Genomic DNA, 19,675 nt, shown 5'->3' with positions numbered 1-19,675 from the left:
CCTCTGATTTAGCCTTTCATCTGGCTAAGAGTTTCCTCTGTCTAAACCTGGCTTATGTTGAGCGCGAGTCTTATCTGTGTCCTTCACCGGGGACGGTTTCTTAATTGCCTTATTTCTTATCACCGGTTGCATCTGAGGCTGAGCCGTCGCTCTCCTGCGCGTCATCCGCTCCCAGGGTGGCGGCGATTTTCTTACCGATTTTGCTCTTGGTCTTGCGGCGCTCGAAGTCGGCCCGTTTAAAGGAGAGGGCGCGGGAGAGCAACATGCCGATGAGGCCTGCGATGATCAACATCATCTGCTGCTGTTCCATGTTGAGCTGATGCGCTTCCTTGATCTCATTGAAGAAGCGCTGCGGCACCAGACGCACCTCTATATAACCCAGGTTCTTATCATCCTGCAGCACCGCCTCTACATAGGGCGGATAAGGCGCCAGCAGGGCCTTTAACTCTGCCGATTCAGGTTCCAGCTGCTCGTCGGTGACGCTCTGGGCAAATGCCAGGCGTTGTCCCTTCTCGCTGAAGATGGTGGCCGACATCACCTTAGGGTCCAGCACCAGGGCGCTGGTGAGCCATTGTAGCTGCTCATCATTTTGCAGCTGCAGCGCCGGGGCGGCGCCATAGGCGGTTTGCTGCACTAATAATCGTGCCATCTTTTGGGTTTGGGACTTTAGAAGCTGCTGACCTTGTAGTAGGCTAGTTTCCCATAATTGGAACAGGCCCACCATGAGGGCGACCGCCACAGCTATCTGCAGCAGTCGCGTCAGCCTCTGGGTCTTTTTGAGTCCTTTAAGAAAAAACACTTTGTACCTGAAGATGATAAGGGTTTTATTAATCATAATGGATTATCTTCTAACCCGATACCCGGAGATGTATTACTAATGGCAAATCAGCAACAAAATCCTCTGTTTTCATGGCTCTATGATGAGGTTAGCGCGAGTCTTACCTTGGATGGCTGTCAGCTTACACGCCACGAGGAAGCGAGCGCCCCCAACGCTGATTTACGCCTGCGCCTGGTCTATCAGGGCACTCAGTGTCAGGAGACTATCGCCGAGCAGCTGTTGTCCTCTGCAGCGTCTGTGAGTATCGCTCTTATCACCCGCCAAAACGATCTTACCTGTATCGAGCTCTGCCTCGACAAGCAGGCGGGGCAGCAAGTCTGCGATGCGCTCGGCGAGCGAGACGATATCGAGCTGCTGCATATCGGCGCTGAGCAGCCTAGGCTGGATAGGCCCGGGCTACTCGTGATGGACATGGACTCGACGGCGATTCAGATAGAGTGCATCGACGAGCTGGCGGCCATGGCCGGGGTTGGCGAGGCGGTGGCCGAGGTTACCGAGCGCGCCATGCAGGGCGAGCTGGATTTCGAGCAGAGCCTGCGTGAGCGGGTGGCCAAGCTGGCGGGCGCCGATGCCGGCATCATAGATACTCTGTGTGGCCAGTTGCCGCTGATGCCGGGGCTGGAGGCCATGGTCGCCGAGTTGCAGGATTATGGCTGGCGCCTGGTGTTGGCCTCTGGCGGCTTTACGCCGTTCGTTGGGCACCTCAAGCAGCAGTTAAACCTAGATGCCGCCTATGCCAACGAGCTGGTGATAGTCGACGGGAAGCTCAAGGGAGAGGTGATAGGCACTGTGGTCGATGCCCAGTTCAAGGCCGATACCGTGCAGCGCAGCGCCGAGGGCTGGCAGATCTCATTGGGTCAGCGCCTGGCTATTGGCGATGGCGCCAACGATATCCCCATGGTGCAGGCGGCGGATTTTGGCATCGCTTATCATGCCAAGCCTAAGCTAAAGGCGGCAGCCGATGCGGCCATTGCCAAGTTGGATCTAAGGGTACTGCCCTACATGTTGGTGAACCTGGCCTAGGCGGAATTCTCGGCCGAATCTAACACAGCATCAAAAGGCTCGCCCTGTGCGGGCCTTTTTTGATCTCGAATATAATGGCTAATTTTTTGCCCGAGCAAATATTAAACTCGCGTTTAAAATCATCCTTTTATCTTTGATCTTTAAGTTATTATCTTTAAACACCTGTTTAAGACGGCTTAACGCCTGTTTCACTCTTGTTTTTCTCTCGTTTTGCTCTTGTGTTACTCCTTTAAAGTCAGTAATTTAAATCAAATTTTACTGGGATGTTTTCAGTGTCGACTCTGATCCAAGAATCACGTTTTATCCCCTATCGTCAGGGACAACTCCACCTGCGCCTGCTCAAGCGGCCCGATGCCGACATGAGTCGGCCACCCATACTGATGCTTCATGGCGCCATGTCTAATGGCCGCGTCTTCTACAGCGATAAGGGCAGGGGGCTTGGCTGTTATCTGGCAGAGGCGGGCTTTGTGGTTTATGTGCTCGATACCCTGGGGCGCGGCCTGAGTACCCCCAAGTTAAGCACAGGCGCCAGCCATGGTCAGGGTGAGGTGATCCGCGAACAGCTCCCCCTGGTACAGCACTATATTTTGTCGCAGCATCCTGATGCTCATCAGGTGCATTGGTGCGCTCACTCCTGGGGCGGCGTGCTGATGGCCAGCGCCATCGCCCGTTTCGATTTCTTTCAGACCAGTGTCGCCTCCCTGCTGACCTTCGGCAGTAAGCGCGCCATTAAGGTACGCTCGCTTAAGAAATGGCTGATGGTGGATCTGGTGTGGAACAAACTGGCGCCGGCGATTGCTGCCGGTCATGGCTATCTGGCCGCCGACCGCTGGCGCATGGGAATGGATAACGAGACCAAGGCCTCCTTGTCCCAGAGTATCGACTGGGTCAGAGGCGAGTGGATAGATCATGACGATGGCTTCGATTACGCCAAGGCGGCAACTGCCTTAGGGGCAAAGCAGGGCTGGCCTAAGGCCTGGTTTATTGCCGGCAAGGGGGATCAGGTGCTGGGTAATCCGGCCGACGTGCAGCGGATGATTAAGGAGTGCCATATCAAGTCGGTGACCTATACCTTGCTCAGCAAGGCCAATGGCAACCGTCACGACTATGGCCACGCCGAGATGTTGACCCACAAGGATGCCACAGAGGATCATTTTCCCCAGGTGCTAAGCTGGTACCAAGCGCTCTAGCCTCGGCTGTTACTCTTTTTGCGGCTCAAGCAGCTCGGGATAGCGCAGCATCACCTCGTCTGTGATGTCCAGCAGCTCACCAACCCCTATGATGTGCCACATCAGCTGCTCCAGTTTCTTGGCCTTGTGCTGGGCATGTAGGCCAATATATTCCAGCTCGCGCTTGATATAGTTGATATCCGGCTTACCGGCGGCGCCTCGGTAGACGCGAAGCGCCATGAAACGGCCCAGGTTCTGGCTCTGCCGTATGAAGTGCAGCTGAGCCTGTTGATCGCCAATCTCCCTTGGCGGCACACATTTTATCTTGATCCGTCCCTGAGAATGGCGGGAGATCTGTACATAGGTCTCGAAGAACTCGAGTCCGTGTTGCGGCTTCATCTGGCGGATAGGGGTGATGAAATCCTCTTTGAGGCGCCCTTTGTCCAGCAGGGCACTGAGGTCATATTTCAATGCCTCCTGGGTGGTCGCCGCGAAGAGGTCGGCGATGGCGTTGGAATGTTTGCTCACCCCTAATACGCTGAGTTTGGCCGATTTTGCCGTCTTCTCAATGAAGTAGGGGACGGAGGCCAGCTCGCGCATCAGCAGGTTCTTCAGCCCGTCGGAGAGCTCCTTCATGTCGCTGTTGGCCTCGGTCAGCTTTCTCAGCTTGTCACGGTTGGCCTCGATGAGGCGGCTGAGGAAGGCGACGCCGACATGGGGCGTGTGGCCGACCATGGCGGCGAGGTGTATGGTGACGCCGTTCTTGCGGGTGCGGATAAGTCGATAGGGCAGCTGCGCCAGCCGCGTCTTACCCGCCAGATGTTGCAGCTTGGGAAAGGCCACCATCACAGGGGCCGTGGTATCGAAGTTGGCCGGCTCATCCAGGGTAACCTGCAGCCCCTTGCCCGAGATATCTAAGGTGAAACCGTGGTGAGTCTGCTTGCCCTGGCTGACGGTGACCAGCGTCTTGAAGGAGAAGCGCGCCTCGTTACGCCTCTCGGTAAATTGCAGCGACAACAGCTTGATCTGATCTTCCTGCAGCTTTTCCTGGCCGAAGCGTTTCAGCTCGTTGGCCTGATGACCTTTGGCATCCCAGGCCTCATATTGCGGCAGCACCTCCTCGTTGGTGAGATCGATCAGCTGCAGCACATGGGTGAAGCACTTTAGCTGGGCCTCGGTCAGCGAGGCGTAATAGCTGGAGTCACCGGGTAAGATACTGGATTTATAGGAAATCTCATGGTCTATCTCATGACAGGCCAGCTTGAAGATGCGCCAACTGGCCTTGGTGGCACCAAAGCGCAGGAAGAGGCCGAGCAGATCGCTCTGTTTTAGTTCGGCCAGGCTGGCGGAATAGAAGAAGATCGCCCCCTGTGCCTGAAAGGTAAAGCAGAAAAACAGGTTGTGATCTGGGTCTTGAGGCGCATTAAACAAGGCCTGTAACCGCTCATGGGTCAACATGCCGCCGAGCTGGCTGACCGATTTTTCATCGACAAAATACTGTTGCAGCTTCTGGTTGTCGCGGCTCAGCAGTTTGTGGGTGATGCGATGCTGGCCGTCCTTAAGCTCCACATATAGCGGTAGGTGCGGCAGATGAGGCAGGTAGTGACGCTCGAAGCCCAGCCCTGTGGCGGCCACCAGTATGTCGTTGATATCCACCTTGTATCGAAACTTGTAGCCCTGGATCAGGTTGGCCAGCATGTCAGACAGGGCGTCGCTGCCGCCGACGCGCTTGAGACGCATCCAGCTGAACTCGTGATTACTCTCGACATCGACCACCTGATACTCCACCCCTTTCTGCAGGTCATCGAAATAGTATTCGGCGCTCAGCTCCAGCAGCTTGACGATAAGCGGCTGTTCAGGATTGAGGCCGTGATCGACAGGCAGGCGAATGCGGGCGCCGCCGACCGAGAGGTCGACCGTGATCCCTTTTACCTCGCTGCGTCCCGGCTGCAGCACGCCGATGCGGATCGCATAGTTCATCCGCTCTTCGACGCGATTGAAGTAGCTGCCTAAGATGGCGCCGCTGGCCACATAGGGGGTGAGGGCAGTGTCGGCCCCTTGATCGCCTTCGCGCGCGCGTTGCCGGCGCAGCTTATGCCCCTCGATCACCTGCTCGTATACACCAAGGGTGTACTGCCCCTGATACAGGGCCAGGGCCTGAATAAAGTTCTCTTTCGCCGGCGTATCGATAAAGTGTGTCTGGGCGCCGCTGTTAAAGGGGGCGCAGGGCAGTTCGGATCTGTCCCTAAGATCGATAACCCGGGTACAGGGAGAGGAGAGGCGGTTGAGCTCCATCTTGAGCAGAAAACGGGTCGAATTAGACTCGCCTGAGGTCAGATGTTCAAACAGCTCCTGGAAGTTGGTCTCCATCAGCAGGGGTTTTAACTGTTCGATCAATGCCTTATGTTGCTCTAGACTCATGGATAATATCTTTTCGACTCATAGTGGATGGCGCGGCTTATCTTCTTGTGTCGGCAGCTTAGGTAAAAACTTGATAGCCTTTTGTTTATTCAGCACAATTTGCTAACGCTGCGGTGGACACTGTGGTTGAAAGCCCTAACGCCAGTGTAAGGCATTTTAGCTCCCTTGTGGGAATCATTTTACTGCAGAGCGATAACGCCGATTGGCGTATGCACACTACAGCCGCTCAAGATACTCATGTAGAATGCCTGCATGGAAAAGGGCCTTTTGGGTTTGCGCGAGCAGATACTGGAGAGTCCGGACATTGATGAGATGACAAACAGTTAAGCTATGGCGAAGAATAAAACAGCATATGTGTGCAGCGAATGTGGTCAGGACTTTCCCCGCTGGCAGGGGCAGTGTAATGCCTGCGGTGAATGGAACACCATCTCAGAGGTGAGGCTGGCACCGGCTAAGTCAAGCGCGGGCTCGGTGGCCGGTTATGCGGGGGCCGTCGGTGGTGGCTCGAAGAAGCTTAGCGAGGTGGAGGAGTTCGAGGCCAAGAAGCTGCTTACCGGCATTGGTGAGCTGGACCGGGTGCTGTGCGGCGGGCTCACCACGGGCTCGGTCAACATCATCTCGGGGGATCCCGGCGCCGGTAAGACGACCATATTGTCGGATCTGGTGTCGCGCATGTCTCAGCTGATGCCCTCGCTCTACTGTACCGCCGAGGAGTCGTTGTCGCAGTTTAAGAATCGGGTTAATCGCCTCAGGCTCGACTGCAACGAGGAAAACCTCTACCTGATGGCCGAGACCAATGTGGAGGCGATCATCGCCGAGCTGGAGGCCAAGCAGGTCAAGTTTGCGGTGATCGACTCGATTCAGGCCGTGGTGACGGACCTGGCCAACGGCAGTCCCGGCTCGCCATCTCAGGTCAAGGGCAGTGCCCAGGCGCTGACCCAATATTGTAAGCAAAACAATGTCACCATGTTCCTGGTGGCCCACGTGAACAAGAACAACGAGACGGCAGGCCCGCAGACCCTGATCCACATCGTCGACTGCCTGACGCATCTAGAGTGTAACGACGGTCAGGTGCGCACCCTGAGGGCCAACAAGAACCGTTTCGGCGACGTGGATACCGTAGGCATCTTCAGGATGACCGAGCGGGGCATGTTAAGCGTCGATAACCCTAGCGAGATCTTCCTCTCGGGCTCCACTACCGAGTCTCCCGGGGCGGCCATCACCTGTATCCGCAAGGGCAATCGCAACCTGCTACTGGAGATCCAGTGCCTGACCACAGAGGCTGAGGGGGAGTTTCCCCAGCGAGTCTGTGTTGGCCTGAACATGAACCGAATCAAGATGTTGACCGGGATTTTACGTAAACATACCCGCACCAAGATCTATCACGACACCTATTTCAATCTGGTGGGTGGACTCAAGATAGACGAGTCTGAGACCTGTATCGATCTGGCGCTGGTGACTGCGCTGCTGAGCAGCCTTAACGAGTTTGTGGTGCCGCGCACCACCTGCATCATGGGTGAGCTGAGTCTCAACGGCGATGTACGCCCCATCGACAGCGGCGTGCCCAGGGTGAAGGAGGCTGTGCAGCATGGCTTCACCGAGATCTTCATTCCGTTTCGCAATTATCATAAGTCGATGGAAGGGTTGGGCGCCAAGATCAACCCCATTAAGACGATTCACGAGCTACTAGAGCTGATCTGTTAAGGTGAACGGACAGCGAGAGGAAACCCATGCATATACGTAGCGAAGCACCCGGCGATATCGCCGCTATAGAAGAGATCACCAAGGCTGCCTTTCTCGAGGCGCCCCACACAGACCATACCGAGCATCTTATCGTTAACGCCCTGAGAGATGCAGGCGCGCTGGCGATATCGTTAGTGGCCGAGGTGCAGGGAAAGATAGTGGGGCATGTTGCCCTGTCCAGGGTAACCATCTTCGATGGGAGCCAAGACTGGTATGGATTAGGCCCTATCTCGGTATTGCCCGAGCGTCAGGGAGAGGGGATCGGCAGCGCCTTGATGGGCGCCGCGCTGGAGGCGCTCGATAACGCAAGTGCCCATGGCTGTGTGTTACTGGGCGAGCCTGAGTTTTATCAGCGTTTTGGCTTTTTCCCCAAGACAGGACTTATTTTGCCCGGTGTGCCCGAGGCTTATTTTCTCGCGTGTAAACTGCTCGGCGAATGGCCTCAGGGCGAGGTGAGTTACCATGATGCCTTTCAGGTAAGGGATTAAGCTAACGGCCCAGATTAAATAACGGGTCAGTTCAGATAAAAAAAGCCTCCGATATCGGAGGCTTTTTTGCGCTTAGGGTCTGTTAACTACACTTGCCAAAGGTTGGTGCGGCGCGACCTTCGTGAGCATCGACTGAGAGGTTTGCACAGACCGGCTCTTTGCCAACGCTAACCTCTGCGAAGTTGAACTTGATCTGATGGCCTTCATACAGGTCTGAGTAGACGGTGTCGCCGTTCTTCAGGTTGTACTGTACGGTGAAGAAGGTTGGGAACACGCCGCCTTCTTCCGCAATCTTAGGACCATCGACGAAAGGTGCCTGGACAGATTGTGGGATGGCTACCGCGCTGTGGAAGGCCAGTAGCTGCGCCGCCATAGTCTGCTGATAGGTCATGTTCTTGAAGTCCTGGCTCTCTGCATGGTGCAGGCCGCGCACATAACGTGACAGTGGCGAGTAATCTGCAGGGAGTTTAGTGCCCAGCGCACTGCGGTCGATCGTCTTAGAGAACTCCAGGTGATCCTGGAACAGGGGCTCGTTGGTGACGAAGCGCAGTTCATCGTTGGTGCTGCCACGCCATACCTTCAGCTTACCACCTGCATTGAGCTGGATGAGGGCCACGTTGCCTTCGTTATCGCGTAGGTTGAAGTGACCGGGTACCAGATGTTCCATGTCCATCATAGGATCCGAGAAGGCTGGCTGCCATTCGCCTTTTTCCAGACCGTCGATAGCTTCGGCAACGGTTTTGTAGTTTGAGGTGATATAGGTGGCGAGCAGGCCGTTGTTGACCGCTGGGGCACCATTATCATTGTCTTTGTGCATTGTCAGGAACGGCTTGCTGGCTTCCTGATACTGACCATGTACCGACAGGCCTTGATCGTTGATGGCATCGTAGGCGGTGCCATGGAAGATAGGGTTGTCAGACAGTGACATTGTCTTGTACTTGGTGGTCCAAGTGGCCTGAGTCTTGTAACTAGGCGCCTTGGAGCTGATTTCTACGCCAGCTGGAATGATCTTGGCGCGAGCTTCCACGTGAACATCCCAGTCTAGTGAGCGGGCGACTAGCGTGCCATAGTCTGTGGTGGCCGAAACGCTAGAGCAAGCTGAAGCGGTTTGTACTGCACCGATAGTCATAAGCGCGACGATGCTGGCTGCGACGATTGATTTTTTCATGATGAGTGCCTCGTTTGGTTGAACCTAAAATGGGTTGGTTTCTTGGCTAGGTCTTGCCTATGGGTCTAGAATAGGCTCAAAACCTGATAGTTAATAACTAATAACCATTCGATATTCGAATATGTTGGTTTGATTTGCGCCGAGCGTTTAGGGAGGCTTTTAGCTGTGCTTTGGCGAGCCTTAACCCGCGTTTTTAAATGAGTGGTTAAGCGAGTTACTAAGAGAGTTAAGGAAGTGCTTAAGCGGGTGACATAGTGAGTTATTCGGTGGTTGTGGGGAAGGTGAGCTTGCGGTCTATTGACAGGAGAGCATAGAGAGTTAACTCATGGCGCCTGCATCAGGAGTTAGCCCGATGGATCAGAGTTAGCGGCAGCGCCAGATTGAAAAGAGGACCCTAGGTCCCCTTTGCGTTGCATTCATTGAAGCCTGGTGCGTTCAAGTTAAGTGCGATTGGCTAAGTGCGCTCAAGCTAAGCTCATGGCCGTCAGGAGAGCGCATCAGCCCTGATCATGTACCTCGATAAACATCTTGAGTTCACGGTCGAGCAGAGAGGCGTCGCCTGTGTTGAGCTCGAGCATGCGCCTCAAGTGGCTGATGCTGTCGATATCGATATGCAGGCATTCGAGGCCGAGTTGGCCATCTTGACGGTGGATCACCTGGGTCTCCATGGTGACCTCGACATCCGAGCCTTCCAGGGTGAAACTCAGGAGTATTGGGGCCGGGTTTGGCGCGAACGCTTGGGGCAGCTCGACCAGGGCACCATTCAGGCTAAGATCGTGCAGCTTGGTCGACCACACCTTATCTTCTTGGGTGAGCGTCGCATCGACATCGAAGAAGATGCGCGAAAATTGCCGCCTTTCATTCATAACCTGTCCTAGCCTCAAGTGTGAGCGTAATGTTAATAAGGTAAGCATAAGCTAACATGACCCGGGTGTAAAAATCTTGATTTATATTTAGCTTTAGTGACTTGTGCCAAAATCTATTTGCATTGAACGTGAGATCTGATAGGCAGCATAGGCCTTAATAACAGAGGCGCCGTAGCGGCTAAAAACCGCGCCAGATCTCATAATTGAGATAAAGCTGATATGCAATTATGAAAAATTGTGAATAATAGCCTTAACCTTTATTTAACGCGTCTGGGAGCGGGGTCATGGCCCTAACTTCATTACAACCTTGTGTGCTTGTGGTCGATGATGAGGCGGTGATCCGTGCTCGCCTGAAGGGCTATTTCGAGAAAGAGGGTTATCGGGTGCTCGAAGCCGCCGACGGTGAAGAGATGTGGCAGCAGTTCAGTCAGCAGCATATCGATCTCGTGATGTTGGACATCAACCTGCCCGGCGTCGATGGCCTCAGCCTGACCCGCGAACTGCGCAGCCGCTCCGAGGTAGGCATCATACTCGTGACCGGGCGCGACGAGGCGATCGATAAGATCATCGGCCTGGAGATGGGCGCCGACGATTATGTGACTAAGCCCTTCGAGCTGCGTGAACTCTTGGTGCGGGTGAAGAACCTACTCTGGCGTATCTCTTTAGTGAAGAAGGCGCAGCAGCAGGCGATTGCCGAGCTGGAGCGCTGTGACGATCTTATCGAGTTTGAAGATTACAGCCTGGCCCTCAACAGCCGCAAGCTCTCCCAGGGCGAGGCGGTGATCAAACTCACCAAGGCGGAGTTTGAGCTGCTTAGCGCCTTCGTGCTGCACCCACAGCAGGTGCTGAGCCGTGAACGCCTGATGCAGCTGACCAGCCACCGTAATCAGGATGTCAACGACAGAACCATAGATGTGATCATCCGCCGACTGCGCAACAAGCTACATGCCGAACTCTTCGTTACCGTCCACGGCGAGGGCTATCTGTTCTCCGCAAAAGTAGAAGATTAGGGTATAAGACTAGGGTTGAGGACTAGCCCCAGGCGCCGCGACTCGGTAGATGGGATAAAAATCCGCCGGCGCCAGGCTGTCGGTTAGCTGCTTCATCTTAATATTCTCTGGGGTGAGCCCTTTTATCCTGGGGCCGATATCGCCAAAGGGGGCGGCGCCCTCGAGTTCCCGCACCACCACATCTATCGCTAACTTACCCTGCAGCACCACCTGATCGTCGCTACTAAAAGCTACCCTATGGCGGTAAAGCCCACGCAGGGTAGCGGGCGACAGATAGCTGCTCACCAAGGCAATCTCTTGAGAGGCTTCTTGCTGCGCCAGGGCGCCGATGGCGGCCTCGATGGCGACGGCGCTGCCGAGTATATAGTCTGGCCTGTGATCCTTCAGCAGATGGTGTAGCTGATCCCGATAGAGATCGCGATTGTTGTCGGCGTGGCGGTTGGAAGAGATGGTCACACTGCTGCCCTCAAGCGCAGCCATGATCCCTTGCTCGACCCAGGTGCTGCCGCCGAGTTTCTCGGGGCCGAGCAGTAGTGCCAGTTGCACAGGCTTGTCGGTTTTAGCTTGCTCGGTTTTAGCCTGGTCGGTGTTAGCTTGCTTGGTGTTAGCCTTGCCAGGCTGTTTTGCTGTAGTGCGATGAATATAATCGCCGGCATGCCAGCCCATCTGATACCAGTTGACGCCTATGCGGGTGCTTACCAGGGGGCTGTCGAGGCGGTTGACCAGGGCCAGCATAGGTTTGCTTATCTGCCCCTGATAGTGCTTCAGCAGCTCAGGGTCCACAGTGCCCAGTAAGATGGCGTCGAAATCGGATTTCATGCAGTGTTCCAGCTGCTCGAGCTGCTTCGCCTTGCCATAGTAACTGCCGGCCTCAAACAGCTCCAGGGCGACCCCCAACGTTTGCGCCTGGGTCACCAGGCCATAGTCTATACCAATCCAGTAGGCGTCTTTGAGGTGGGGCACCAGGGCGCAGAGTCGCCAGGGCTGTTTCGCCACACTCAGGGGGCGATAGCTGAGCGACTCCACCTGCTGGAGCTTGGCGTTATAGGGGGTGCGCTGCTCAAGTGACCAGGTCTCAACTGCATTGGCCGTCACCGATATCGAAAAACCGGCGGCGATTGCCAGCCCATAGAGGAAATGAGGGAGACAAAAGGAGCGGAAAAAGGGAGATTTATTATGCTTCACCACAGGGCACTCAGTATAATGTAACCAGACGCATGTCATTGATTCATTGTAACAGTTAAACGGGAGCCATGTGGGCGCTTTATCACTCTCGGGGAAAAGTTTAGTCGGCCGTCTCATGCTGGCCTTTAGCCTGCTGGCGCTGCTCTTGCTCACGCTGGTGAGCCTGGGCAGCGTATCCCTCTACTGGGTGAAGGCCGCCGACAAATACCTCTATGAGGAGGCGCTGCCCGCCTCGGAAGCCGCGCGCCAGTTGATGCAGTCGGTCAGCGCCCTGCAGGAAAACGCCCAGGCCTTAGAGCGGGCCCAGGAGGAGGCGGAGCGCGCCTTTCTCGGGCGCAAGCTATCCATCGAGAGCAGCAACCTGCTCGGCGCCATCGCCCGCCTTAAATCGCTTAACCTTCAGGGCGACAGCCACCTCGGCCCCAGGGCGGCGGAGATCATCCACGACCTGACTCAGCTAGGCCATCAGGTGGGCGAACGTCTGGCCCTCGCCAAGCAGCTCAGGGGCGATGGTCAGGCGCTGGTGGATGCCTCTGGACGGGCTATTGAGCTGTTGGAGGCTGAGCTGGCGGTTGTCGATTCCGCCGTGCTGGCCAAGCTGAGCCTGGCCTATCCTGAGGTCGCCGGCACAGCCCAGAGCGGCTATCTGCTCGATACCATCATAGAGAAAGATCTCGATATTCAGGCGCGTCTTAATCGCGCCCTGGCCCTCATTCACCACCTGGCGCTGGTGGGTCAGCTGCTGCAATCGCCCGAGCAACATCTGGGGCTCAGCAAGGTGCTGGTGAGCATGTCGCGGGTGCTGACCGAGCAGGGCGGCGGCGAGTATCGATTGCAGCCAACTGAGGCCCAGGGCGGCATGCCTAGCAATGAGTCCGCCAGCGCAGCGAGCTATGTTCTTGCAGGCATCAATCAACCTAATCTTATGCCGCTCGAGCTGCTCAAGGGGGTGGTGCGAGACCCTGGGCGAGCCCATGAGCTGGCCCATGAGCTGGCGATACTGCGCGGCGTCGGCGATAAACTCGCGCTGCAACGCCGCTATGCCAGGGTGCTCGCCTCTCAGACGGCGCAGCTTCAGACACTGAGTGACAAGCTGAGTCAGCTCAACACCCAGGTTGATGGGGCCATGACGGCCCAACAAAGCCAGGCGGAGCAGGCCAGGGGGGATTTTCTTCGTCAGCTCTTCTGGGCCAAGGCGGGACTCTGGGGCACGGGTCTATTGATGCTGGTGTTGATCCTGCTAGTGGTATACCGGGTGATCTACAAGGGGATCGCACTTAGACTCCACGAGGCGACCGACGCCCTGTCACGGCTGAGCCGAGGGGATACTCAGGTGGCGCTGGACCCCCATGGGGATGATGAGCTGACCGCCATGGCCTCGGCCATCGATGCCTTCAAGCAGAAGACAGATCACAATCAGCGTCTGCAATCTGAGCTGCAGGAGACGGCCTCCGAGTTGTCGGCCCACAAGGCGTCGCTGGAGACGACGGTGCAGGAACGTACCCAGGAACTGGCTCAAACCAATCGCCGTCTCGATGCTGAGGTGCAGGGCCATGCCCAGGCGAGACAGATGGCCGAGGCGGCCGACAGGGCCAAGTCACTCTTCCTGGCGACCATGAGCCATGAGATCCGCACCCCCCTCAACGGCCTGCTCGGCACCCTGACTCTGCTGGGGGAATCTGAGCTGCCCACGGCCCAGAAGCAGATGCTGGCCCTGTCCCAGTACAGCGGCGCCCTGCTGCAGACTGTGCTGAACGACATCTTAGACTTCTCTCGCCTGGAGCAGGGCAAGCTGAGTAATGAGCCACGCCCTGTGGCCATCAACGAGCTACTCGACGAGGTGGTCTCCATCATGCTCGCCGGGGCGGGTAACGCCGGCCTGTCGCTGCGTCTGGAGCGAGACCGCCTCCCCGAGTGGATCAATATCGATGGCCCCAAGCTGCGCCAGGTGTTGTTTAACCTGCTGGGCAATGCCATCAAATTTACCCCGGCGGGGGAGATCTGTCTGCGGGTGAGCCAAGCAGGGGCGCGCCTTAAGTTTACCGTGAGCGATACTGGCCTTGGGATCCCAGAAGATGCTAAGGCGCGACTGTTTATCGCCTACAGTGCCCAGCCCAATCAGGGGCGCAGCCGAGGCACGGGCCTAGGACTGGCCATCAGCAAGGAGCTGGTTACTCTGATGGGGGCCTGCGATGAGGGGCTCTGGGTCGAGACCGAGGTGAACAAGGGCAGCACCTTCGGCTTTAGCCTGCCCTTGGAGCCTTGTGAGGCGCCCGTGTTAAGCGCTACCGATATCATCCCTCAGGTCGCGCCAAAAAGAGTGCTGGTGGTGGAGGATAATCAGGTCAATGCCATGGTGGCCCAGGGCTTCCTGGCGCACCTAGGCCACGAGGCGGTATTGGCGCCAAGCTGCGCCGAGGCATTAGCCGTCTTTGAGTGCCAATCGCCGGGGTTCGATGCCGTGATGCTGGATATTCAGCTCAGCGATGGTTCTGGCATAGACCTCCTGAGTCAGCTCCGTGAGCACGCCGCGAGTGATCTGGTGTTTGCCGCTTTCACCGCCCAGCTGCAACCACAGGATCTCGAAGTTTATCGTGAGGTAGGATTCGATGAGATCTTAGCCAAGCCGCTCAACATGCAGGCCCTGATGCGCTGGCTAGGGCGGGCGTCAAAAGCATCGGCTCCTGTCGCCAAAGAAAGCGAAGAGGCCGAAGAAGCAGAAGAGGCCGAAGCAGTAGAACGAGTCGAATCTGGTGAAATGTCGGCGGAGGCTATAGAAAAGAATGATCCTCTTTTGGGTGCTCCTCTTCTGGATAGCGCCCAGTTTCAGGGGGATCTCGACTGTCTCGGCGAGGCGGCCATGGCGCAGATGTTGAGCCTCTATCTGTCCTCCAGCGAGGCGCAGCTGACTCAGTTGGAGCAGCTTGTCGAATCCACGCCTGAACAGAAAGCTGAACAGGCAGCCGAACAGAAAGCCGAACAGGAAGCTGAACAGGAAGCCGAACAGGCCGCCGAAGATAAGAATGAGGCGTGTCGTAAGCTGCTCCATGGCCTCAAGGGCAGCAGCGCCAACATGGGCATGATCAGGCTGACAAGGCGCTGCCAGCAGCTGGAGCAGAGCGCGTTGCAGGCGACTGATATTAGCGGGCTCAGGCAGCTGTGGCGTGACTCGGTCGCCGCCTTCCATGCGCAGCTAGCATCAATGCAATAGCGGAGCTAGCAAAGCGGCGTATTAGGCGCCTGAATCTGCTAGAGCCATGGGCGAAATCTGCTACACTTGCGCCCCATTGTTAACCCTCTACTCACAACAGCAACTAAAGCGGGATCTTCACCTATGTTATTTTCTCAATTGTCTCTGCCTCAGCCGCTGCAACAGGCGCTGGAAGCCTTGGCATTTAGCGAGGCGACTCAGATCCAGGCCGAGGCGATCCCCCTGGTGCTGAGCGGCGTCGATCTCATGGCCTCTGCCCAGACGGGCACGGGCAAGACAGCCGCCTTCGCCCTGCCTATCCTGGCTAACTTGATGGGCCAGGCGCAGGCTGAAGGCTCAGATAAACAGCCCAGAGCCCTGGTGTTGGTGCCCACCCGCGAACTGGCGCTGCAGGTTCACCAGGGGATCTCAGATCTCGCCCGCTTTACCTCGCTGTCGGCGGGGCTGGTCTATGGCGGCGTCAACATAGAGGCCCAGTGTCAGCAGTTTGCCGCAGGCGTCGACCTGATTGTCGCGACCCCGGGTCGCCTGCTGGATCTGCACAGACGTGGCGCCGCCAAGCTAGATGGCGTGGCGCAACTGGTGTTCGATGAGGCCGATCGCATGTTGGACATGGGCTTTGCCGATGAGATTACCGAGCTGATGGCGCTGTTACCCAGCGAGCGTCAGACTCTGCTGTTTTCAGCAACCCTGGATGACAAGGTGCTTGCGCTGAGCCATCGCTGGTTAAAGCAGCCCAAACGCATCGCCGTCAGCCCGCAGAACAGCGCCAGCCAGGATGTCGAGCAGCGGGTCTATGCGGTGGACAGCGAGCGCAAGTTTGCTCTCCTGTCTCATCTGATCAACAAGGGGGATTGGCAGCGGGTATTGGTGTTTAGCCGTAAGAAGGTGGCCGCCGACAAGCTGGCCGCCCGCCTATGTGAGCAAGGCATCCAGGCCAAGGCGTTTCACGGGGATCTGGGCCAGGGCGCACGTGAGCAGGTGCTGGCTGATTTCCGCCGTGGAGAGATCAAGGTGCTGGTGGCCACGGATGTGGCGGCGCGGGGGATAGATATCGAGTCTCTGGACTATGTGGTCAACTATGAGCTGCCCTATGTGGCTCAGGATTATGTGCATCGCATCGGCCGCACCGGCCGTGCGGGTAAGCAGGGTGTTGCAGTCACCCTCTACAGCGAAGAGGATGCCTTGCTGCTGGAGGAGATAGAGGCATTGCTGGATAAGCGTCTGCCTCAGCAATGGTTGCCCGGTTTCGAGCCGGATCTCACCAAGGCTGACCCCAATCCCCGTCGCAATGGCAAGGCGGCGCAGAAACGCCGCGCCAAGCGGCGCGGTCAGGGTGGCAGACGCTAGTAGTTCTGATATCAGGCGCCAAGCGTCTCACAATCTAAGCGTCGCACTGTCTAAGCGCCTCACAATCCAGGCGTACCCAGGTCTGGGTGAGCCTGGCGAGGGCCTGATAGAAGCGGCTAGGGTCTCTGTCACTCACACGCTTGGCAAACTCGGCTAGCCAGGCATCCAGATATTTAGCGATAAAGCGCTGCTGCGCCTTGTCGTCCAGGCTGGTGGACTGCTGGGCGACATAGGCCAAGATCACCGAGATGTGATCCGCCGGCTCGGGAAAATCGCTTTGCACTCCTAGCTTGCTCTGCTTGAGCAGGGCAAGCATCTCCTGATGCTGAGGGCTGAACAGCAGCGGCTGCTCCTCATCGCCGTCATACGTCAGATAGAGGCCCGCATAGGGATTGGCACTCTGCTTGCCGCCTACCAGGAAGAGGCCGCAATAATCTGCGGCCAGATTCAGTAGGGATGCCTCATCGCCCAGCTCAGCCAACACCTCCTGTATGGTGTTCACCTCAGGCGCCAGCCTGGATTCCCCTGCCAGCAGGTCAAAGAAGGCCTGCGCCTCGACGCTTTGCAGGCTCTGTAGGCGCTGATGATCTATCTCTTTGGCAAACAGATCCGACAGCAGACGGTAGACCCTGGCTCGCGCCTGGTTGGCTGGTGTTTGATAAATCGATGGCTTATTCATCTTAAATCTCCTTTGACCGCTAGCTTACTTTAGCGGCTGATCTCTATGGGGCCGCTGAAGGCGCTGACTTCTGGGACCTTACCGCTGAACTTCTCGAACTCCACCAGACAGGTGTAGGCGGCGCAGGCCTGTGCCAGCTTAGAGCTGCCGATATCCTGAGTCAGGGTGTTGGGGTCGCCGTAGCTGCACAGGGCGCCTATCTCGTTGCCGCCTTGTTTGCTGCCATCCTTGCCCACTGGGCCATACCAGGCTCCCTCGTGGATACGGATCACGCCCTGAGGGAAGCGGTTCGATACCCGGGCGCCCGCCAGTAGCTGGCCCCTGTCGTTGAACACGCGCACCAGATCGCCATCCTTGATGCCGCGGGCTTTAGCATCCAGCGGATTGAGGTAGACAGGCTCGCGTCCCTGTACGGTATAGGTCTCGCGGTACTCCTGGGATTCACACATCTGTGAGTGCAGACGCTGATCCGGGTGACAAGACTGCATCCAGATGGGGTACTTGTCTGAGCCAGGGCCGCCGTGGCTGCGCTCGCTCTTCTCCATCCAAGTCGGGTGGCCTGGGCAATCGTCGTAGTTAAACTGGGCGATCTTGCGGCTAAAGATCTCGATAAGACCTGATGGCGTGCCCAGCGGGTTGATCTCAGGGTCATCCCTAAAATCGCTGTGGCGCGTCCAAGGCTTGCCTTCACCAAAGTGCACATAGCCTTGTTGCCAGAAGGTGTCGAATTCTGGCATCTCGAACTTACCTGCGTTTGCGGTCTTACACTCGTCGTAGAGCTTTCTTAGCCAGTCCATCTCGGTCAGGCCGCGGGTATATTGCTTCTCTTTACCCATGAGCGCAGCGAAGCGGGTGAAGATCTCAAAGTCCGACAGGCTCTCGTACAGAGGCTCGACCATCTTCTGCATCGCCAACACGCCGCGGTTGGCATAGCTGCCGTACACATCGATGTCGTTGCGCTCGAAGGTGGTACAGGCCGGCAGCACTATGTCTGAGAAGCGACAGGTGGCGGTCCAGTTCACGTCTATGGTGACCACACATTCCAGCTTGTGGAAGGCGCGCTTCATCTTGTTTCTGTCCTGGTGATGGTTCCAGGGGTTGTTGCCCGAGAACACCATCATCTTAATGTCGGGGTAGGTGACCTTGCTGCCGTTGGCATCTATGGTCTTGCCCGGCTCCAGGATGGCATCTATCCAGCGTGCGACTGGTATGGTGCTGCTGGCACCCTTGAAGTCTGTGCTGTCAAATAGTGGCTTTTGGCCCTCATCCAGGTTGCGTGGGAAGGCGCCCGGCGCCGCTGCTCCCGACGAAGGTACGCCTATGCTGGAGTAGTGGTGGCCATAGCTGATGCCGCCGCCCGGCAGACCGATTTGGCCTATCATGGTGGCCAGTACAGCCGCCATCCAGTAGGGCTGCTCGCCGTGTTGCTGGCGTTGAATACACCAGCCCATCATGATCTGGGTGCGTCCCTTAGTCATCACCTTGGCCAGATCTTTGATGATCTCGACGCTCACGCCGGTGATCTGGCTGGCCCACTCAGGGGTCTTGGCCACGCCATCCTTCTCCCCTAGCAGGTAGGGGAGGAACTCCTCGAAGCCCAGGCTGTAGCCGTCGATGAAGGCCTTGTCGTGCAGGTCTTTGCTCACCATCTCGTGGGCGATACCCAGCATCAGCGCCACGTCTGTCTGTGGGTTAATGTAGAGCTGCTCGCAGCTCAGGTATTTCTGGGTCTTGGTGACCACGGGATCTATGCTGATCACCCGGATCTTGCCCTGGGCCACTTTTTCTTTCAGCTGTGCCAGATAGGCGTAAGACTCGTGAGTCTCGGCGTTCCAGCCCACCTGCAGGTTCTTATAGGGGTCGTTTGACCAGAGCACTATGGTGTCGCTGTGCTCTAAGATCAGCGGCCAGGAGGTACCCTGGGCGTAGACCTCGGTGGAGCCGAGCACGTAAGGAAGAATCGTCTGTCCGGCGCCGGTGGAGTAGTCGCCGACCTTCTTGACGAAGTTACCGTGCATTCCTACCGCGCGCTGCATATGGCTGGTGGAGGAGTGCAGCTGACCCGTGGCGCGCCAGCCGGTCTGGCCCGCATGCAGCCCCGAGGGGCCATACTTGGTCTGGATCTCATCGAGTGAGTCCTTAAACAGCGACAGGGCCTTGTCCCAGGTGACGCGCACGAAACGGTAGTCGCCGCGCTCTAAGGTGTTGCTCTTGTGCCCCTTGAGCAGGAAGTCGAGGCGTACCATAGGGTAGCGCACGCGGGATGGGTTATAGACCAGCCCCTTGACCCCATTGATCATATCGGTCGGGTATTTATCCAGGTCGAAGGGGATCACCTTATCGATGACGCCGTTCTTGCGAGTCATCTTAAAGGCGCCGAAGTGGGAGCCCGTGGTTTTCCACACTTCATCCGTCCCCGTGCTGGCCAGGGCGTTGAGCGGCGCCAACAGCGATGAGCCGCTTAGGGTGACATAGGAGCTGGCGGCGAGGCCTTTTAGAAAATCTCTTCTGTTCATGATGCTAT

General features: G+C 57.0%; 14 protein-coding genes. 7 read left to right on the top strand and 7 right to left on the bottom strand.

What is annotated here, in order from left to right; translation table 11 throughout:
• Window positions 1–109: 109 nt before the first annotated feature.
• The gene (locus K0I63_RS14540) at window positions 110–724 is read right to left on the bottom strand and encodes an AhpA/YtjB family protein (protein ID WP_434086801.1); all 615 of its coding nucleotides are present in this window, start codon (window positions 722–724) and stop codon (window positions 110–112) included.
• A gap of 153 nt (window positions 725–877) precedes the next feature.
• On the opposite strand from K0I63_RS14540, the gene serB reads away from it, so the two are divergent.
• Both serB and K0I63_RS14530 read left to right on the top strand, forming a co-directional pair.
• Window positions 878–1,861: a phosphoserine phosphatase SerB gene (serB, locus tag K0I63_RS14535; RefSeq protein WP_220081500.1), complete on the top strand. Its 984-nt coding sequence runs from the start codon at window positions 878–880 to the stop codon at window positions 1,859–1,861.
• A gap of 263 nt (window positions 1,862–2,124) precedes the next feature.
• Window positions 2,125–3,051, top strand: a complete 927-nt coding sequence (locus K0I63_RS14530; protein ID WP_220081499.1) for an alpha/beta fold hydrolase — start codon at window positions 2,125–2,127, stop codon at window positions 3,049–3,051.
• A gap of 9 nt (window positions 3,052–3,060) precedes the next feature.
• Here the strand turns inward: K0I63_RS14530 and K0I63_RS14525 are convergent, their stop codons facing one another.
• Entirely contained in the window at window positions 3,061–5,451 is a 2,391-nt protein-coding gene (locus K0I63_RS14525; protein WP_220081498.1) for a PilZ domain-containing protein, read from the bottom strand.
• A 330-nt stretch (window positions 5,452–5,781) separates the two neighbouring features.
• On the opposite strand from K0I63_RS14525, the gene radA reads away from it, so the two are divergent.
• Together radA and K0I63_RS14515 are read left to right on the top strand one after the other, a co-directional pair.
• Window positions 5,782–7,155: a DNA repair protein RadA gene (gene radA / locus K0I63_RS14520; protein WP_220081497.1), complete on the top strand. Its 1,374-nt coding sequence runs from the start codon at window positions 5,782–5,784 to the stop codon at window positions 7,153–7,155.
• Window positions 7,156–7,181: 26 nt separating this feature from the next.
• Complete coding sequence (locus K0I63_RS14515; RefSeq protein WP_220081496.1) at window positions 7,182–7,682, top strand: GNAT family N-acetyltransferase; 501 nt, start codon at window positions 7,182–7,184, stop codon at window positions 7,680–7,682.
• An 82-nt stretch (window positions 7,683–7,764) separates the two neighbouring features.
• Here K0I63_RS14515 and K0I63_RS14510 read toward each other — a convergent pair whose 3' ends face one another.
• Together K0I63_RS14510 and K0I63_RS14505 are read right to left on the bottom strand one after the other, a co-directional pair.
• The gene (locus tag K0I63_RS14510) at window positions 7,765–8,850 is read right to left on the bottom strand and encodes a linear amide C-N hydrolase (RefSeq protein ID WP_220081495.1); all 1,086 of its coding nucleotides are present in this window, start codon (window positions 8,848–8,850) and stop codon (window positions 7,765–7,767) included.
• 497 nt (window positions 8,851–9,347) lie between these two features.
• On the bottom strand, window positions 9,348–9,716 hold the full coding sequence (locus K0I63_RS14505) for a PilZ domain-containing protein (protein ID WP_220081494.1): 369 nt from the start codon (window positions 9,714–9,716) through the stop codon (window positions 9,348–9,350).
• A gap of 284 nt (window positions 9,717–10,000) precedes the next feature.
• Between K0I63_RS14505 and torR the strand changes: the two genes are divergently transcribed.
• The gene (gene torR, locus K0I63_RS14500) at window positions 10,001–10,726 is read left to right on the top strand and encodes a two-component system response regulator TorR (protein WP_220060182.1); all 726 of its coding nucleotides are present in this window, start codon (window positions 10,001–10,003) and stop codon (window positions 10,724–10,726) included.
• Between the two features lie 9 nt (window positions 10,727–10,735).
• On the opposite strand, the gene torT is transcribed toward torR, so the two are convergent.
• Entirely contained in the window at window positions 10,736–11,914 is a 1,179-nt protein-coding gene (torT, locus tag K0I63_RS14495; RefSeq protein ID WP_220081493.1) for a TMAO reductase system periplasmic protein TorT, read from the bottom strand.
• Between the two features lie 67 nt (window positions 11,915–11,981).
• On the opposite strand from torT, the gene torS reads away from it, so the two are divergent.
• Both torS and K0I63_RS14485 read left to right on the top strand, forming a co-directional pair.
• Window positions 11,982–15,122: a TMAO reductase system sensor histidine kinase/response regulator TorS gene (gene torS, locus K0I63_RS14490; protein ID WP_220081492.1), complete on the top strand. Its 3,141-nt coding sequence runs from the start codon at window positions 11,982–11,984 to the stop codon at window positions 15,120–15,122.
• A gap of 123 nt (window positions 15,123–15,245) precedes the next feature.
• On the top strand, window positions 15,246–16,472 hold the full coding sequence (locus K0I63_RS14485; protein WP_220081491.1) for a DEAD/DEAH box helicase: 1,227 nt from the start codon (window positions 15,246–15,248) through the stop codon (window positions 16,470–16,472).
• Window positions 16,473–16,506: 34 nt separating this feature from the next.
• Here K0I63_RS14485 and torD read toward each other — a convergent pair whose 3' ends face one another.
• The gene (gene torD / locus K0I63_RS14480; protein WP_220081490.1) at window positions 16,507–17,151 is read right to left on the bottom strand and encodes a molecular chaperone TorD; all 645 of its coding nucleotides are present in this window, start codon (window positions 17,149–17,151) and stop codon (window positions 16,507–16,509) included.
• Between the two features lie 29 nt (window positions 17,152–17,180).
• Window positions 17,181–19,667 (bottom strand): trimethylamine-N-oxide reductase TorA, encoded by a 2,487-nt coding sequence (torA, locus tag K0I63_RS14475; RefSeq protein ID WP_220081489.1) that lies wholly within the window; start codon window positions 19,665–19,667, stop codon window positions 17,181–17,183.
• Window positions 19,668–19,675: the final 8 nt, after the last annotated feature.

The sequence above is a fragment of the Shewanella rhizosphaerae genome (assembly GCF_019457655.1).
Taxonomy (GTDB): Bacteria; Pseudomonadota; Gammaproteobacteria; order Enterobacterales; family Shewanellaceae; genus Shewanella; species Shewanella loihica.
The sequence above is the reverse complement of the archived record's forward strand: the minus strand, read 5'-3'. Positions and strand labels throughout refer to the sequence as shown.

Coding starts and splice junctions, on each gene's coding strand:
- K0I63_RS14540 (WP_434086801.1), bottom strand. CDS start 724: ATGGTGGGCCTGTTCCAATTATGGGAAACTAGCCTACTACAAGGTCAG.
- serB (WP_220081500.1), top strand. CDS start 878: ATGGCAAATCAGCAACAAAATCCTCTGTTTTCATGGCTCTATGATGAG.
- K0I63_RS14530 (WP_220081499.1), top strand. CDS start 2,125: ATGTTTTCAGTGTCGACTCTGATCCAAGAATCACGTTTTATCCCCTAT.
- K0I63_RS14525 (WP_220081498.1), bottom strand. CDS start 5,451: ATGAGTCTAGAGCAACATAAGGCATTGATCGAACAGTTAAAACCCCTG.
- radA (WP_220081497.1), top strand. CDS start 5,782: ATGGCGAAGAATAAAACAGCATATGTGTGCAGCGAATGTGGTCAGGAC.
- K0I63_RS14515 (WP_220081496.1), top strand. CDS start 7,182: ATGCATATACGTAGCGAAGCACCCGGCGATATCGCCGCTATAGAAGAG.
- K0I63_RS14510 (WP_220081495.1), bottom strand. CDS start 8,850: ATGAAAAAATCAATCGTCGCAGCCAGCATCGTCGCGCTTATGACTATC.
- K0I63_RS14505 (WP_220081494.1), bottom strand. CDS start 9,716: ATGAATGAAAGGCGGCAATTTTCGCGCATCTTCTTCGATGTCGATGCG.
- torR (WP_220060182.1), top strand. CDS start 10,001: ATGGCCCTAACTTCATTACAACCTTGTGTGCTTGTGGTCGATGATGAG.
- K0I63_RS14485 (WP_220081491.1), top strand. CDS start 15,246: ATGTTATTTTCTCAATTGTCTCTGCCTCAGCCGCTGCAACAGGCGCTG.
- torD (WP_220081490.1), bottom strand. CDS start 17,151: ATGAATAAGCCATCGATTTATCAAACACCAGCCAACCAGGCGCGAGCC.
- torA (WP_220081489.1), bottom strand. CDS start 19,667: ATGAACAGAAGAGATTTTCTAAAAGGCCTCGCCGCCAGCTCCTATGTC.